We start from the raw sequence: 14,535 nt of genomic DNA, 5'->3' as shown, positions 1-14,535 counted from the left end.
ACCGCCGCTGACCACGGCACCGGTACACCCCTGCGGCAGGTACGTACTGCCATGCCCATACGTGACGGATTCGCCGCCGGCCGGCCGTCCATACCTTGGTGAGCACCGGGAACGACCCGGCCAACCACCCACCGGAACACCGGAGATGACGATGACCGAGATCACCACCGCCGCCCTCCAGCAGCTCGCCGAGCGCTACCTCGCGGCGTGGAACGAGACCGACCCGGCGGCCCGCCGCAAGCTGATCGACGAGGTGTGGGCCGAGGACGGCCGCTACACCGACCCGCTGGCCGCCGTCACCGGCCGGGACGCGATCGACGCGCTGCTCGGCGCCGCCCAGGCCCAGTTCCCGGGGCTGGAGTTCACCCTCGGCCCGGTCGACGCGCACCACGACATCGCCCGCTTCACCTGGAACCTCGGCCCGGCCGGCGCGGAGCCGGTGGTGATCGGCTTCGACGTGCTGACGGCCACCCCGGACGGCCGGATCGGCGCGGTGTACGGCTTCCTCGACCGCGTGCCGGGCGCCTGAGCCGCCGCCACCGACCACCCGAGGGGCGGGCCGCTCCCCACCGCGTCCCGCCCCCGGCCCCCTGGCACCGCCCCTGACACCGGCCATCCGTCCCCCTTGAGGAGAGCCCGAGATGAGCACCGCCCTGAACACCCGGCGGCCCGCCCCGGCCGCCCCGACGGCGGTCCCCAGGGGACTGCTGCCGGTCGTCCTGACCGCCACCTTCATGACCGCCCTCGACATCTTCGTCGTCAACGTCGCCCTCCCCTCCCTCCAGGGCGACCTCGGCGCCGGCCCGGCCGCCGTCCAGTGGGTGATGGCCGGCTTCAGCCTGGCCCTCGCGGCCGGCCTGGTCACCGCCGGCCGCCTCGGCGACTGCTACGGCCGCCGCCGGGTGTTCGGGCTCGGCCTGGCCCTGTTCACCCTCGCCTCCGCCGCGTGCGGCCTCGCCCCCACGGCAGCCGCGCTGGTCGGCGCCCGGGTGGCGCAGGGCCTGGCGGCGGCGCTGATGGGTCCGCAGGTGCTGGCGATCCTGCGGACCGCGTTCAACGGCGCCGCGCAGGCGCGGGCGTTCGCCCGGTACGGGCTGACCATGGGCATCGGCGCGGTGTTCGGCCAGCTGATCGGCGGGCTGCTGATCCGCGCGGACCTCTTCGGCCTCGGCTGGCGCAGCTGCTTCCTGATCAACCTGCCGATCGGCCTGGCCGCCCTCCTGCTGGTCCGCCGCAGCCTGCCGGAGTCCCGCGCCCCGCAGCGGCCCGGTCTGGACCCGGTCGGCGTGCTGCTGGTCACCACCGCGCTGACCGGCCTGGTGCTTCCGCTGATCCAGGGCCCCCAGCTGGACTGGCCGCTGTGGACCGGGCTCTGCCTGGGCGCCTCGGTCGCCCTGCTGGCCGTGTTCGCCGTGCACCAGCACCGCGCCACCTCCGCCACCGCAACCACCCCGCTGGTCGACACCCGGCTCTTCCGCAGCCGTGCCTTCAGCGCCGGCCTGCTCGCCCAACTCGCCTTCTGGCTCGGCCAGGGCTCCTTCTTCCTGGTGCTCGCCCTGCACCTCCAGTTCGGCCGCGGCCTGGACGCGCTCGGCGCCGGACTGGTCTTCACCGCGATCGGCCTCGGCTACCTGATCACCTCCAACACCACCCACCGCGTCACCGCCCGCCTGGGCGACCGCCGCACGATCGCGCTCGGCGGGCTGCTGATGGCCCTCGGTCTCGGCCTGCTGGCCCTCACCGCGTACGACGCCTCGGACGGCAGCGTCCGGTGGCTGGCGCCCGGGCTGTTCGTGGACGGCCTCGGCATGGGCCTGGTGATCGCCCCGGTGACCTCGGTGACGCTGGCCGGCGCCGAGCCGCGGCTGGCCGGCTCCGCGGCCGGGGTGGTGTCCACCGTGCAGCAGGTCGGCGGGGCGCTCGGGATCGCGCTGATCGGCCTGGTCTACTACGGCGCCGGCGACCCGACCGCCGCCTTCGGCCGCAGCGTCCTCGCCCTGGCGGTGCTGGAGCTGGTGCTCGTGGGCCTGGTCCGGTTCCTGCCGCACGGGGCACCGCGCAAGGGCTGATCCCGACGTGCTCCCGGCGGCCGGGCCGTACCCCCGCCACGCCCCCGGCAACACCCCGGCGCACAGGGCGGGTGGGCCCGAGCCCACCCGCCCGTTCCCTTCCCTCCCCCGGATCGGGTTGGATGGTCGGATGAGCGAGGAGAAGAGCGCCGTACCGGCATGGGAGCAGCGGTTCAGGGCGGCCCGGGTGTCGTTGCCCGACTGGGCCGAGGACGCCCCCGACCGGGCGCTGTACGTGTCCAACGCGACCGGCACCTACGAGGTCTACGCCTGGGACCGCGCCACCGGCGCCCACCGTCGGGTCACCGACCGCCCGAACGGCACCACCGACGCCGAGCTGTCCCCCGACGGCGACTGGGTCTGGTGGTTCGACGACCACGACGGCGACGAGTTCGGTGTCTGGCGCCGCCAGCCCTTCGCCGGAGGCCCCGACGAGGAGGCCGTGCCCGGCCTCGCGCCCTCCTACTCGGCCGGTCTGGCCCTCGGCCGCGACGGCACCGTGGTCGTCGGGCGCTCCACCGACGAGGACGGCACCACCCTGCACCTGCGCCGCCCCGGCAGCGCCGTGCCGGTCGAGATCTACCGGCACGAGGAGTACGGCGGCATCGGCGACCTCAGCCACGACAGCACGCTGCTCGCCATCGACCACACCGAGCACGGCGACGCGATGCACTCCGCGATCCGCGTGGTGCGCATCGACGGGGACGGCGGCGTCGAGACCGTCGCCGAGCTGGACGAGGTCACCGGCCGGGACGAGCCCCGCGGCGTCGCCTGTCTGGGCTTCGCCCCGGTCGAGGGCGACACCCGCCTGCTGGTCGCCCACCAGCGCACCGGCCGCTGGGAGCCGATGATCTGGGACGTCGCCACCGGCACCGAGACCGCCCTCCCGCTGCGCGACGAGCAGGGCCGCGAGCTGCCCGGCGACGTCTCCGCACAGTGGCGCCCCGGCGCCGGGGAACTGCTGGTGGAGCACGAGTACGAGGCGCGCAGCGAAGTGTTCTCGTACGCGCTCGCCGAGGGCCGGCTGACCCGCCTGGACACCCCGCGCGGCACCGTCGGCGGCGCCACCGCCCGTCCGGACGGCACCGTCGAGTACCTGTGGTCCTCCGCCGCCGAGCCCTCCGCCGTCCGCTCCACCGCCGGGACGGTCGTGCTGCGGGCGCCCGGCGCGGTGCCGCCCGGTTCGGTGCCGGTCGAGGACGTCTGGGTGGACGGGCCCGGCGGACGGGTGCACGCCCTGGTGCAGCGGCCGGCGACGCCCGCGCAGGGCCCGTACCCGACCGTGTTCGAGATCCACGGCGGCCCGACCCACCACGACAGCGACTCCTTCGCCGCCGGGCCGGCCGCCTGGCTGGACCACGGCTTCGCGGTGGTCCGGGTCAACTACCGCGGCTCGACCGGCTACGGCCAGGCCTGGACGGACGCGCTGCACGAGCGGGTCGGCCTGATCGAGCTGGAGGACATCGCGGCGGTCCGGGCCTGGGCGATCGACAGCGGCCTCGCCGACCCGGCCCGGCTGGTGCTCGCCGGCGGCAGCTGGGGCGGCTACCTGACCCTGCTCGGCCTCGGCGTCCAGCCCGACAGCTGGGCCCTCGGCGTCGCCGCCGTGCCGGTCGCGGACTACCACACCGCGTACGCCGACGAGATGGAGGCGCTCAAGTCGCTGGACCGGACGCTCTTCGGCGGCACCCCGGAGGAGGTCCCGGAGCGCTTCACCGCCTCTTCGCCGCTGACCTACGTCGAGCAGGTGCGGGTGCCGGTGTACATCAGCGCCGGCGTCAACGACCCGCGCTGCCCGATCCGGCAGATCGAGAACTACGTCGAGCGGCTGGAGCAGCTCGGCAAGCCGCACGAGGTGTACCGCTACGACGCCGGGCACGGGTCGCTGGTGGTGGAGGAGCGGATCAGGCAGCTGCGGCTGGAGATCGACTTCGTCCGGCGGCACCTGGGCACGGCCGAGCGCACCGGAGACGGGGGAACGGCGTGAGACGCCTGCTGATGCTCGCGGGGGCGGCGGCGGTCGGGGCCCTGGTGCTCACCGGCTGCTCGGGCTCGCAGCAGAACGCGGCCTCCTGCCCTCCCCCGGCCGCCCCGCCGACGCCGAGCTCCTCGGCCGTCGTCCCCACGGGCTCCGCCGTGCCGGCCGTGCCCGCCACCGGCGCGACGCCGCTCGCCACCGCGACCAAGGCGAGCGCACCGGGCACGGGGAGCGCGGCCGACAGCGGGGACGCGGCCGACAGTGGGGGCGCGGGCACGGCCGTCCTCCTGGCGGCGTACGAGCCGACCGACCAGGACGGCACCGTCACGCTCGCCAAGGGGTCGAAGGGTTCCAGCGGTTCCTCGGGCTCGAAGGGCTCCAAGGGGTCGAAGACCGGTCGCACCGTGCACCACCACATCGACCACTACGACTCCGACGACCACAACGGCAGCGGCGACGGCAACGGCAACAGCCACTGCCACAGCGACCCGACGCCGCTGCCCACCGGCTCGTCGTCCCCGACCCTGCCGCTGCTCCCGACGCCGACTCCGACACCGCCCCCGCCGGCGGTCAAGCCGACACCGGCACCGGCCCTGCCGACCAAGCGCTGAGACGGGGTCGGACCAGCGACGCCGCCGGTCAGTCCAGGACCGGGTCCAGCCCGAGGGCCCGGTCCTGCTCCGCCTCCGCCTCACGGCGCACCAGGCGGTACCACATGAAGACCACGAACCCCGCGAAGACGAACCACTCCAGGGTGTAGCCCAGGTTCTGGAACGCGCGCAGGGTGAGCCCGTCCCCGCCCTGCGGCTGCACGGTCGGCACGGGGGCCAGTCCGGCGGGCGCATCGTCGGCGGCCACCCAGCCGTCGTACCAGCCGTCGTACTCCAGCACGTTCAGCAGCGATGCCCGGTTGATCATGCCGAGCTGCCCGGCGGGCAGGCCGCCCGCCACCGCGCCGTTGCTGCCCACGGCCTCGTTGGCCTGGAGGCGCCCGGTCACGGTCACCTGTCCGTCCGGCGGCGACCCGGCGGCGACCGGGTCCCCGGCCGCCCAGCCGCGCACCACGGCGACGGCGTGTCCGTCGGCGGTGCGCAGCGGGGTGAGCACGTAGTAGCCCTGCTTGCCGTCCACCGTCCGGTTGGGGACGAGCAGTTGGTGCTCGGTGTCGTAGCTGCCGGTCACCGTGACGGTCTTGCCGACGGTCTCCGTGCTCACCTGCGGGGTCGCCTGGTTGAGCAGCGCGTCGATCGGCCGGGCGTCACTCGAAGCAGTGACCGCCTGTTTGGTCTCCTGGTGCGTGGACACCCGGTCCTCGAACCGGCCGAGCTGCCAGGAGCCCAGCCACAGGCACACCGCCACGGCCGCCACGGCCACGACGGTGCCGCCGAGCCAGCGCGGAGTCAGGAGGAACCGGTACACACCCCCACGGTAACCACTCCTCACACCTGCCCGGTCCCCCGGGCCCCGGTCCCGGCGGCCTGCGGCCCGCTGCGCCCCTCGGGCACGAGTTCGAGGACAGGCCCCGGGTCACCCCGCCGTCGGCGAGCCCGACGGCTGCGGCGCCGGGCCGCCCAGGCCCTGGACGCCGCCGCGGTAGACGGTGCCGCTGCACGACACGGGCAGGGTCGCCGCGGCGGCCGCCGGGTTGCCGGGGGCGGGGGTGTGGGCGATGGTCACGGTGGGCGGCGCGGTGGGCGGGTTGCCGGTCGGGGTCGCGGTCGGGCTGGAGGCCGTGCTGGGGCCCGCCGACGGGGACGAGGAGGCCGGCGGGTTGGCGCTGGGCGCGTTGGTGGGGACGGAGGCCGGGGCGCCGGACTCGCCGGCGGGGACGCCCGAGCGCAGGGCCGCCTGGTTGACGCCGCTCGACGGGGTGGTCAGGGCGCCGGAGCCGCTACAGGTCTGGTCGGGGACCCAGGCGAACGACACCTGGTACCCGGCCCGCGGCGCGAGCACCGGCGGCTCCCCGTCCATCGCGGGCAGGCCGGCGGCCGGGTCGCCCGGGGCATGGTCGGCGGTGCGGATGCGGCCGCGGTCGCCGCCGCTGACGGAGGTGACCGCCACCGAGCCCGGCCCGCCGAGCCGGCAGCTGCGCCCGGAGACGTTGTAGACGGTGAACGATCCGTAGATCCGCCCGTCGCCGTCGGCCGTGCCGACCTGGGTGACGCCCTCGCCGAGGTCCGTCCGGCTGCAGAGCGGGACGATGCCGCCGTCGCCCGCGCCGGAGGTCCCGGTGGACGCGACGCCGCCGTCGGTGTGCGTCAGCCCGCCGCCAGGGGTGTGCGGGGCCGTGACCGTACCGGATGGCGGCGTGACGCCGCCGGTGTCGCTCGGGTCCGCGTGCGAGGCCGTACCGGTGCCTCCGGTGCCACCGGCGGTGCCGCTGGGGGAGGTGGCGGCCGGGCTCTTGGCGCCGGCCGAGCCGGGGCCGCCGGAGAGCCCGAGGTGCTCCCCCTGGTGCAGGACGGGCAGGCCGATCGCGACGACGAAGGCGAGCGCGGCCGCCCCGGTCCAGGCGCCGCGCCGGGCGGCCCGGCGGCGGGGCACGGCCCGCCGGATCCGCGGCAGCCCGCCGGCTGCGGGCTGGATGCCGGAGACGGCGCCGTGCAGCAGCTCGCGCACCGCCTGTTCCTCGGCGGACAGGTCCAGGAGCTCCGGGGCCCCGCCCCCGGGCGCGTCCGTGCCGGGCTCCCCGGGCGGGTTCGTTCCGGGAGCCCCGTGCACCGGTCGCCGTCGGCCGCCGTCCGTCTCAGCCATGTCCGGCCTCCATCTGGACGCGGAGGGCGGCGAGTCCGCGCGAGCCGTAGGCCTTCACCGAGCCGAGCGAGATGCCCAGGGTCTCGGCGACCTGCGCCTCCGTCATGTCCACGAAGTAACGCAGCACCAGAACCTCCCGCTGACGGCGTTGCAGAGAACGCAGCGCGGCCTTCAACTGGTCGCGCTCCAGGGCATCGTAGGCACCTTCTTCTGCACTGGCCATGTCAGGCATGGGCTTCGGCAGCAGGCGCAGCCCGAGGATGCGGCGGCGCAGGGTGGAGCGGGACAGGTTGACGACCGTCTGTCGCAGGTAGGCCAGGGTCTTCTCGGGCTCGCGCACCCGGCGCCGGGCGGCGTGCACCCGGATGAACGCCTCCTGGACGACGTCCTCGCAGGTCGAGAGGTCGTCGAGGAGCAGCGCTGCGAGCCGCAGCAGCGAGCGGTAGTGCGCCTGGTAGGTCTCGGTGAGCAGGTCCTCGCTGGTACCCGCGTCGGTACCGGCGCCGGAGTCCGCCGCACCGGGTGCGGCCGCCGTCATCTGGTCTTCTTCCGGCCTACTCGCAGGCCACGGGGCGCGCGACGGGAAGGACACCGCGGCTCTCGCCGGGATGCCCGCCCTTGCCCCCACCATCACGTTCGCCACGCCCGTTGGACACTCGATCCCCTGTCATGGTTGCCCGGCCCGGGGCCCATTCTTCCGCATCGGCGGAAGAGGCCTCCAGGGGATTCCCACGGGATTCCGGACAGATTGTGTCGAGGAGCGGACACAGGTATGGACACAGCTGTGGACACGAGCGGGCACACCGGCACGCGCGGGGGCCCGGTGGCACCCGGCGGCCCTACTGCGCCGGCTCGCCCGCCGTCAGCTCCGCGGCCACCAGCTCGGCGAGCTGCACCAGGTTGAGCGCCGCCCCCTTGCGCAGGTTGTCCCCGCACAGGAAGAGGTCCAGCGCGTCCGGCTCGTCCAGCGCCCGCCGGACCCGCCCGACCCAGACCGGGTCAGTCCCGACCACGTCGTTCGGCGTGGGGAACTCGCCCGCCGCCGGGTCGTCGTAGAGGACCACGCCGGGCGCGTCCCGCAGGATCTCCTGCGCGTGCTCCTGGGTGACCTCGCGTTCGAACCGCGCGTGCACGGCCAGCGCGTGGGTGCGGACCACCGGGATGTGGACGCAGGTCGCCGAGACCTTCAGGCCGGGCAGGCCGAGCACCTTGCGGGACTCGTCGCGGATGCCCATCTCCTCGGCGGACCAGCCGCCCTCGCGCAGCCCGCCGGTCCAGGGCACCGCGTTGAGCGCGAGCGGGGCGGCGAACGGCCCCTGATCGACGATCAGCGCGCGCAGGTCGCCGGTCTGCCGGCCGACCGCGGCGCCCGCCACCAGCCCGGTCTGCGCGCGCAGTGCCGCCTCGCCGTCGCGGCCCTCGCCGTCGGCGGCCTGGTAGGAGGCGACCACGAGCTGCGCCAGCCCGTACTCGGCGTGCAGCGCCCCGACCGCGGCGATCATCGCGAGGGTGGTGCCGGCCGGACTGGCGACGATGCCGCGCGGGCGGATCCGCAGCGCGGCCGCGTTGACCTCCGGGACGACCAGCGGCACGTCCTCGGCGGTGCGGAAGGCGGCCGAGTCGTCGATCACCACGACGCCCTTGACCGCCGCGATCGGCGCCCACTGGGCGGAGACCGGGTCGGGGACGGCGAACACCGCCACGTCGATCCCGGCGAAGGCCTCCTCGGCCAGCGGGACGACCTCGACAGTCTCCCCGCGCACCACCGCCTTGCGGCCGGCCGAGCGCGGGGAGGCGACGAGCCGGATCTCGCCCCAGATGTCCTGGCGGAGGGAGAGCAGCCCGAGCAGCACCTCGCCGACCGCGCCGGTGGCGCCGACGACGGCGAGGTTCGGACGCCGGGTCATCGCCCGGCCTCCCGGCCCGGTGCCCGGGTCATCGCCCGGTGCCCCCGCTCCGCTCCCGGGTCATCGCCCGGTGCCGCCGTAGACGACGGCCTCGTCGCTCTCGCTGTCCAGGCCGAAGGCGCTGTGCACGGCGCGGACGGCCTCCGGCACGTCCTCGGCGCGGGTGACCACGGAGATGCGGATCTCCGAGGTGGAGATCAGCTCGATGTTGACGCCCGCGGCGGACAGCGCCTCGAAGAAGGTCGCGGTGACGCCGGGGTTGGAGCGCATGCCGGCGCCGACCAGCGAGATCTTGCCGATCGCGTCGTCGTAGCGCAGCGACTCGTAGCCGATGCCCTCCTTGACCCGGCCCAGCGCGTCGATGGCCTTCTGGCCCTCGGTCTTGGGCAGGGTGAAGGAGATGTCGGTCAGGCCGGTCGACGCGGCGGAGACGTTCTGCACCACCATGTCGATGTTGACCTCGGCGTCGGCGATGGCGCGGAAGATGCGCGCCGCCTCGCCCGGCTTGTCGGGCACACCGACGACGGTGACCTTGGCCTCGGAGGTGTCGTGGGCGACTCCGGAGATGATGGCCTGCTCCATCTCGCCCCCTTCGGGCTGGTTCGGGTTGTCGTTGCTGACGATCGTCCCGGGAAGACCCGAGAAGGACGAGCGTACGTGAATCGGGATGTTGTAGCGACGGGCGTACTCAACACACCGATCGAGCAACACCTTGGAACCCGACGAGGCCAGCTCCAGCATGTCCTCGTAGGCGATCCAGTCGATCTTGCGGGCCTTCTTCACCACGCGCGGGTCGGCGGTGAACACGCCGTCCACGTCGGTGTAGATCTCGCAGACCTCGGCCCTGAGCGCGGCGGCGAGCGCCACGGCGGTGGTGTCCGAGCCGCCCCGGCCCAGCGTGGTGATGTCCTTGCTGGTCTGGGAGACGCCCTGGAAGCCGGCCACGATCGCGATGTTGCCCTGGTCCAGGGCGGTACGGATGCGGCCGGGCGTCACGTCGATGATGCGCGCCTTGTTGTGGACGGAGTCGGTGATGACACCGGCCTGGCTGCCCGTGAAGGACTGCGCCTCGTGGCCCAGGGATTTGATCGCCATGGCCAGCAGGGCCATGGAGATGCGCTCTCCAGCGGTCAGCAGCATGTCGAACTCACGGCCGGCAGGCAGCGGCGACACCTGCTCCGCGAGTTCGATGAGCTCGTCCGTCGTGTCGCCCATCGCGGACACCACGACGACGACCTCATGGCCGGCCTTCTTGGCATCAACGATTCGGCGGGCCACGCGCTTGATGCCTTCGGCATCCGCAACGGATGAGCCGCCGTACTTCTGCACGACAAGGCCCACGTGCGCTCCTCGACTCGAAGTCTTTTCCGGGGGCTACGGGCCCCCGTACCCCCCAGGGGGAGAGGGGGGTGCGGTCGTCGTCAGTCTACCGAGCAGGGGTGCCCCGACCGGCTCTTTCCATATGGTGAGACGGTAGTTTCAGCACGTGAACGGCAGTGCGGACGGCTCCGCCGTCAGGTCTGCGGGCGATTCGGCACGGCTCCGAAGAATCGGCGGATCGGGCGACGGCCACCCGGCCGGATTTCTTTTCCGGCCGGGCCGCTGAGGCATTCGTCACAATCCGGAGGCGCTGTCGCGGAATACCGCCCACCGACCACGTGCCCGGCGCCCATCGCCTGCCTATCGCCCGAGACCGAGCTCGGCCGCCATCAGGTCGCCCGCCTGCTGCTCCAGCTGCTCGTCGGTGAGCCCGTCGTCGTCCGTGTCCGCGCCGTCCGGCACCGCGCCGATCGGGCTGTCCAGCCGGACGTGGGCGATCAGCGACTGCAGGGCCCGCAGCACCGCCGTGCAGGTCGTGCCCCAGTTGGAGAGGTACGAGAACTGCCACCACCACAGCGCCTCGCTGACCCGGCCCTCGCGGTAGTGGGTCAGGCCGTGCTGGAGCTCACTGACCACGCCGGCCAGGTCGTCCGAGATCCGGAAGGCGTTGGGCTTCTCCGGCGGACCGTACGGGTCGAAGACCTCGTGGTAGACGTCGATCGGCGCGAGCAGCTCGGCGAGGCGCTCGCGCAGCTGCTCGCCGTCCGGCTCGGGACCGGCGTCGGGCTCGAAGCGGTCCTCCGGGACGACGTCCTCGATCGCACCCAGTCGGCCGCCGGCCAGCAACAGCTGCGAGACCTCCAGGAGCAGCAGCGAGACGGCGCTGCCGGGCTCGTCGCCCTTGGCGACCTCGGTGACGGCGAGCACGAAGCTCTCCACCGAGTCGGCGATCTGCACGGCGAAGTCGTCCGGCTCCGAGCCGTGGCCGTGGGTGTGCGGGGTGTGCGCCCCCGGTTCCCCGTGGGACTGCTGGTGGGGGGTGTGGGGCTGCTGGTTGATCGTCCGGTCAGACATCGAGCAGTCGTCTCCCTTCGAAGGCGCGGCCGAGAGTGACCTCGTCCGCGTACTCCAGATCCCCGCCGACGGGCAGGCCGCTCGCCAGACGGGTCACCTTCAGGCCCATCGGCTTGCAGAGCCGGGCCAGATAGGTGGCGGTCGCCTCCCCCTCCAGGTTGGGGTCGGTGGCCAGGATCAGCTCGGTGACCGTGCCGTCCGCGAGGCGCGACAGCAGCTCGCGGATGCGCAGGTCGTCCGGGCCGACGCCCTCGATGGGGCTGATCGCGCCGCCCAGCACGTGGTAGCGGCCGCGGAACTCACGGGTGCGCTCGATGGCGACGACGTCCTTGGACTCCTCGACCACGCAGATGACGCCGAGGTCGCGGCGCGGGTCCAGGCAGACCCGGCACTGCTCGGCCTCCGCGACGTTGCCGCAGACCACGCAGAAGCGGACCTTGTCCTTGACCTCCAGCAACGCGTGCGCCAGCCGGCGCACATCGGTCGGGTCGGCCTGCAACACGTGGAAGGCGATCCGCTGGGCGCTCTTGGGCCCGACGCCGGGCAGCCTGCCCAGTTCGTCGATCAGGTCCTGAACCACGCCCTCGTACAACGTCGCGCCTTCCCTCGGATGGTCGGTGATACCGGATGGCCGGTGGTACCGGGTGGTCGGTGGTGCCGGATGCCGGTGGTGCTCCGGTGCCATCATCCAACGAATCGGGCGTCGGACACAGCGCCCGACGCCCGACTCCCACATAAATCACATGGGTCTGTCGTCTGAACTTCAGACCTTCTGAACTTAAGAACCCGCCGTTAGAACGGCAGGCCGGGGATGCCGCCGCCCAGGCCCTGGGTCAGCGGGCCCATGCGCTCGGCCTGCATCTTCTGCGCGGTCTGGTTGGCGTCCCGGACAGCCGCCAGGATCAGGTCGGCCAGGGTCTCGGTGTCCTCCGGGTCCACGGCCGCCGGGGCGATGGTCAGCGCCACCAGCTCACCGGCACCGGTCACCGTCGCCTCGACCAGACCGCCACCCGCCGTACCGTTCACCTTCGTCTCGGCCAGCTCCTGCTGGGCCTTCGCGAAATCCTGCTGCATCTTCTGCGCCTGCTTCAGCAGCTGCTGCATGTTGGGCTGGCCACCACCGGGGAACACGGCTCTCTCCTTGCTGTCACGGCTGTCTTGCGGTGCTTCGTCCGTCACCGCCGAGCCTACGTGCTGCCCGCAGCTCCGGGCCCCGGATCGGGCCCGGTTCAGGGTCGGCTCAGGGGCCCGACAGCCCCGGGGCGCGGGTCAGGATCCCTGGTGGTGGATCTCCTCCAGCACCGTCGCACCCAGCTCGCGGATGATCAGCTCCTGGCCGGAGAACACGTCCTCCTTGAGATCCGGGTCGTCCGCCTCCGGAATGTCGTCCTCCGGGGCCACCGACTGCACGGAACGGGCCGGCGCCGCCACGGGCTGCGGGGCCTGCACCGGTGTGGCCGGCACGGACTGCACGGGCGGGGCCTGGACGGGCGCCGGCGCGGCCCGGACCGGCGGAGCCTGCACGGGCGCCGGGGCGGGGGCGGGCATCGACGGCACGGCGGCCGCCGGACGCGCCGGGGCTCCCCAGCCCCCACCGCCCTGGGCGCTGCCACCCGGCGCACCGCCACCCGGGCCGCCGGCGCCGCCGGACGGGTCGACGATGCACTCGATCCGCCAGTCCACGCCCAGCGCGTCGGCCAGCGCGGCGCGCAGCACGTCGTCGCTGTTGCTGCCGACGAAGCTGTCCCGGGCGCCGGCGTTGATGAAGGACACCTGGAGCACGCTGCCGTCGAACCCGGCCACCTGGCCGTTCTGGCTGAGCAGGATCCAGGTGAAGCGGCGGCGGTTCTTCACCGCCTCCAGGATCTGCGGCCACAGCTGCCGCACCTGCGCGGCGCCCTGCTGCGCGGACGCCGACGGCTGCCCGCCGGGAGCCGCCGCCGGGGCGGGGGCCGGCGCGGGCACGGGAGCAGAGGCCGGGGCCGGGGCCGGCGCCTGGGCGGCCTGCGGCTGCACCGCCGGGGGCGCCGCAGGAACCGCGGCGGGAGCACCGCCGGCGGGCGGGAAGCTGCGCGGGATCGGCCAGGCCCCCGGCGCCGGCCCGGCGGGCGCGGCGGCGGGCGGCGGGGCCTGCACGGGCTGCACGGCCACGGGCGGCACCGCAGGCGCAGCCTGGGCGGGAGCGGCCTGGCCGGGCGCGGGTGCGACCGGTACCTCGGCCACCGGCGCGACCGCCATCGGGGGGGCCGCCATCGGCGCGGCGAACCCGCCCGCCGCCGCCCGTCGCTCCAGCTTGTCCAGCCGTGCCTGCAACGACAGCTCGTCGCTGTACGCACCCGGCAGCATCACCCGGGCGCAGATCAGCTCCAGCTGCAACCGCGGCGCCGCGTTGCCGCGCATCTCGGTCAGCCCGGTGTTGACGATGTCGGCGGCCCGGCTCAGCTCGGCCGCACCGAACGCGTCCGCCTGCGCCTGCATCACCGCGACCCGGTCGGCCGGGGCGTCGATCAGCCCCTTCTCCCCCGCGTCCGGCACGGTGGCCAGGATCACCAGGTCGCGCAGCCGCTCCAGCAGGTCGGTGACGAAACGGCGCGGGTCGTGCCCGCCCTCGACCACCCGGTCGATCACCTGGAACACCGTCGCCCCGTCGTGCGCGGCGAAGGCGTCCACCACCTCGTCCAGCAGCGCGGAGTCGGTGTACCCGAGCAGCGCCGTGGCCATCTGGTATGTGACGCCGCTCTCACCGGCCCCGGCCAGCAGCTGGTCCATGACCGACATCGAGTCACGCACCGACCCGGCACCCGCCCGCACCACCAGCGGGAACACGGCGTCCTCGACCTGGATCCCCTCCCGGCCGCACACCTCCGTCAGGTAGTCGCGCAGCGTGCCGGGCGGGACCAGCCGGAACGGGTAGTGGTGCGTCCGGGACCGGATCGTCCCGATCACCTTCTCCGGCTCGGTGGTCGCGAAGATGAACTTGAGGTGCTCCGGAGGCTCCTCGACCACCTTGAGCAGCGCGTTGAAGCCGGCCGAGGTCACCATGTGCGCCTCGTCCAGGATGAAGATCTTGTACCGGCTGTGCACCGGCGCGAAGAACGCCCGTTCGCGCAGCTCGCGCGCGTCGTCCACACCACCGTGCGAAGCGGCGTCGATCTCGATCACGTCGATCGACCCGGGCCCGCCGGTCGCGAGGTCCCGGCAGGACTGGCACTCCCCGCAGGGCGTCGGCGTCGGCCCCTGCTCACAGTTGAGGCAACGGGCCAGGATGCGCGCGCTCGTCGTCTTGCCACAGCCGCGCGGCCCGCTGAACAGGTACGCGTGGTTGACCCTGTTGTTGCGCAGGGCCTGCTGGAGCGGAGCGGTCACGTGCTCCTGCCCGATGACCTCCGCGAAGGTCTCGGGGCGGTAGCGGCGGTACAGGGCTAGGGACACA

The 14,535-nt window shown here is 74.0% G+C and carries 13 protein-coding genes; 4 read left to right on the top strand and 9 right to left on the bottom strand.

Annotated elements, in window-relative coordinates; genetic code table 11:
- Positions 1-151: 151 nt before the first annotated feature.
- From AB0O11_RS00515 to AB0O11_RS00500, 4 genes are all read left to right on the top strand, one after another.
- Positions 152-529: a nuclear transport factor 2 family protein gene (locus AB0O11_RS00515; protein WP_363380149.1), complete on the top strand. Its 378-nt coding sequence runs from the start codon at positions 152-154 to the stop codon at positions 527-529.
- 112 nt (positions 530-641) lie between these two features.
- Complete coding sequence (locus tag AB0O11_RS00510; protein ID WP_363380147.1) at positions 642-2,069, top strand: MFS transporter; 1,428 nt, start codon at positions 642-644, stop codon at positions 2,067-2,069.
- A 130-nt stretch (positions 2,070-2,199) separates the two neighbouring features.
- Positions 2,200-4,056: a prolyl oligopeptidase family serine peptidase gene (locus tag AB0O11_RS00505; RefSeq protein WP_363380145.1), complete on the top strand. Its 1,857-nt coding sequence runs from the start codon at positions 2,200-2,202 to the stop codon at positions 4,054-4,056.
- Entirely contained in the window at positions 4,053-4,658 is a 606-nt protein-coding gene (locus AB0O11_RS00500) for a hypothetical protein (protein ID WP_363380143.1), read from the top strand. Before AB0O11_RS00505 ends, AB0O11_RS00500 begins: the two co-directional genes overlap by 4 nt.
- A 28-nt stretch (positions 4,659-4,686) precedes the next feature.
- Here the strand turns inward: AB0O11_RS00500 and AB0O11_RS00495 are convergent, their stop codons facing one another.
- The 9 genes from AB0O11_RS00495 to AB0O11_RS00455 all read right to left on the bottom strand — a co-directional run bounded on the left by AB0O11_RS00495 (position 4,687) and on the right by AB0O11_RS00455 (position 14,534).
- A complete protein-coding gene (locus AB0O11_RS00495; protein WP_363380141.1) occupies positions 4,687-5,466 on the bottom strand; it encodes an SURF1 family protein in 780 nt (259 codons plus the stop codon).
- A 108-nt stretch (positions 5,467-5,574) separates the two neighbouring features.
- On the bottom strand, positions 5,575-6,801 hold the full coding sequence (locus AB0O11_RS00490; protein WP_363380139.1) for a hypothetical protein: 1,227 nt from the start codon (positions 6,799-6,801) through the stop codon (positions 5,575-5,577).
- Positions 6,794-7,339, bottom strand: coding sequence for a SigE family RNA polymerase sigma factor (locus tag AB0O11_RS00485; protein WP_224284012.1), 546 nt, complete (start codon positions 7,337-7,339; stop codon positions 6,794-6,796). Before AB0O11_RS00485 ends, AB0O11_RS00490 begins: the two co-directional genes overlap by 8 nt.
- A 301-nt stretch (positions 7,340-7,640) precedes the next feature.
- Positions 7,641-8,708, bottom strand: coding sequence for an aspartate-semialdehyde dehydrogenase (locus tag AB0O11_RS00480; protein ID WP_363380136.1), 1,068 nt, complete (start codon positions 8,706-8,708; stop codon positions 7,641-7,643).
- 60 nt (positions 8,709-8,768) lie between these two features.
- On the bottom strand, positions 8,769-10,049 hold the full coding sequence (locus tag AB0O11_RS00475; RefSeq protein WP_363380134.1) for an aspartate kinase: 1,281 nt from the start codon (positions 10,047-10,049) through the stop codon (positions 8,769-8,771).
- Positions 10,050-10,388: 339 nt separating this feature from the next.
- Entirely contained in the window at positions 10,389-11,102 is a 714-nt protein-coding gene (locus tag AB0O11_RS00470) for a DUF5063 domain-containing protein (protein ID WP_363380132.1), read from the bottom strand.
- The gene (gene recR / locus AB0O11_RS00465; protein WP_224284008.1) at positions 11,095-11,694 is read right to left on the bottom strand and encodes a recombination mediator RecR; all 600 of its coding nucleotides are present in this window, start codon (positions 11,692-11,694) and stop codon (positions 11,095-11,097) included. Before recR ends, AB0O11_RS00470 begins: the two co-directional genes overlap by 8 nt.
- 200 nt (positions 11,695-11,894) lie before the next feature.
- The gene (locus tag AB0O11_RS00460; protein ID WP_224284007.1) at positions 11,895-12,233 is read right to left on the bottom strand and encodes a YbaB/EbfC family nucleoid-associated protein; all 339 of its coding nucleotides are present in this window, start codon (positions 12,231-12,233) and stop codon (positions 11,895-11,897) included.
- A gap of 138 nt (positions 12,234-12,371) precedes the next feature.
- Positions 12,372-14,534, bottom strand: coding sequence for a DNA polymerase III subunit gamma and tau (locus AB0O11_RS00455; RefSeq protein WP_363380128.1), 2,163 nt, complete (start codon positions 14,532-14,534; stop codon positions 12,372-12,374).
- Position 14,535: the final 1 nt, after the last annotated feature.

The sequence above is a fragment of the Kitasatospora sp. NPDC093102 genome (genome assembly GCF_040683915.1).
Taxonomy (GTDB): domain Bacteria; phylum Actinomycetota; class Actinomycetes; order Streptomycetales; family Streptomycetaceae; genus Kitasatospora.
This window is presented reverse-complemented; position numbering and strand designations above follow the sequence as displayed.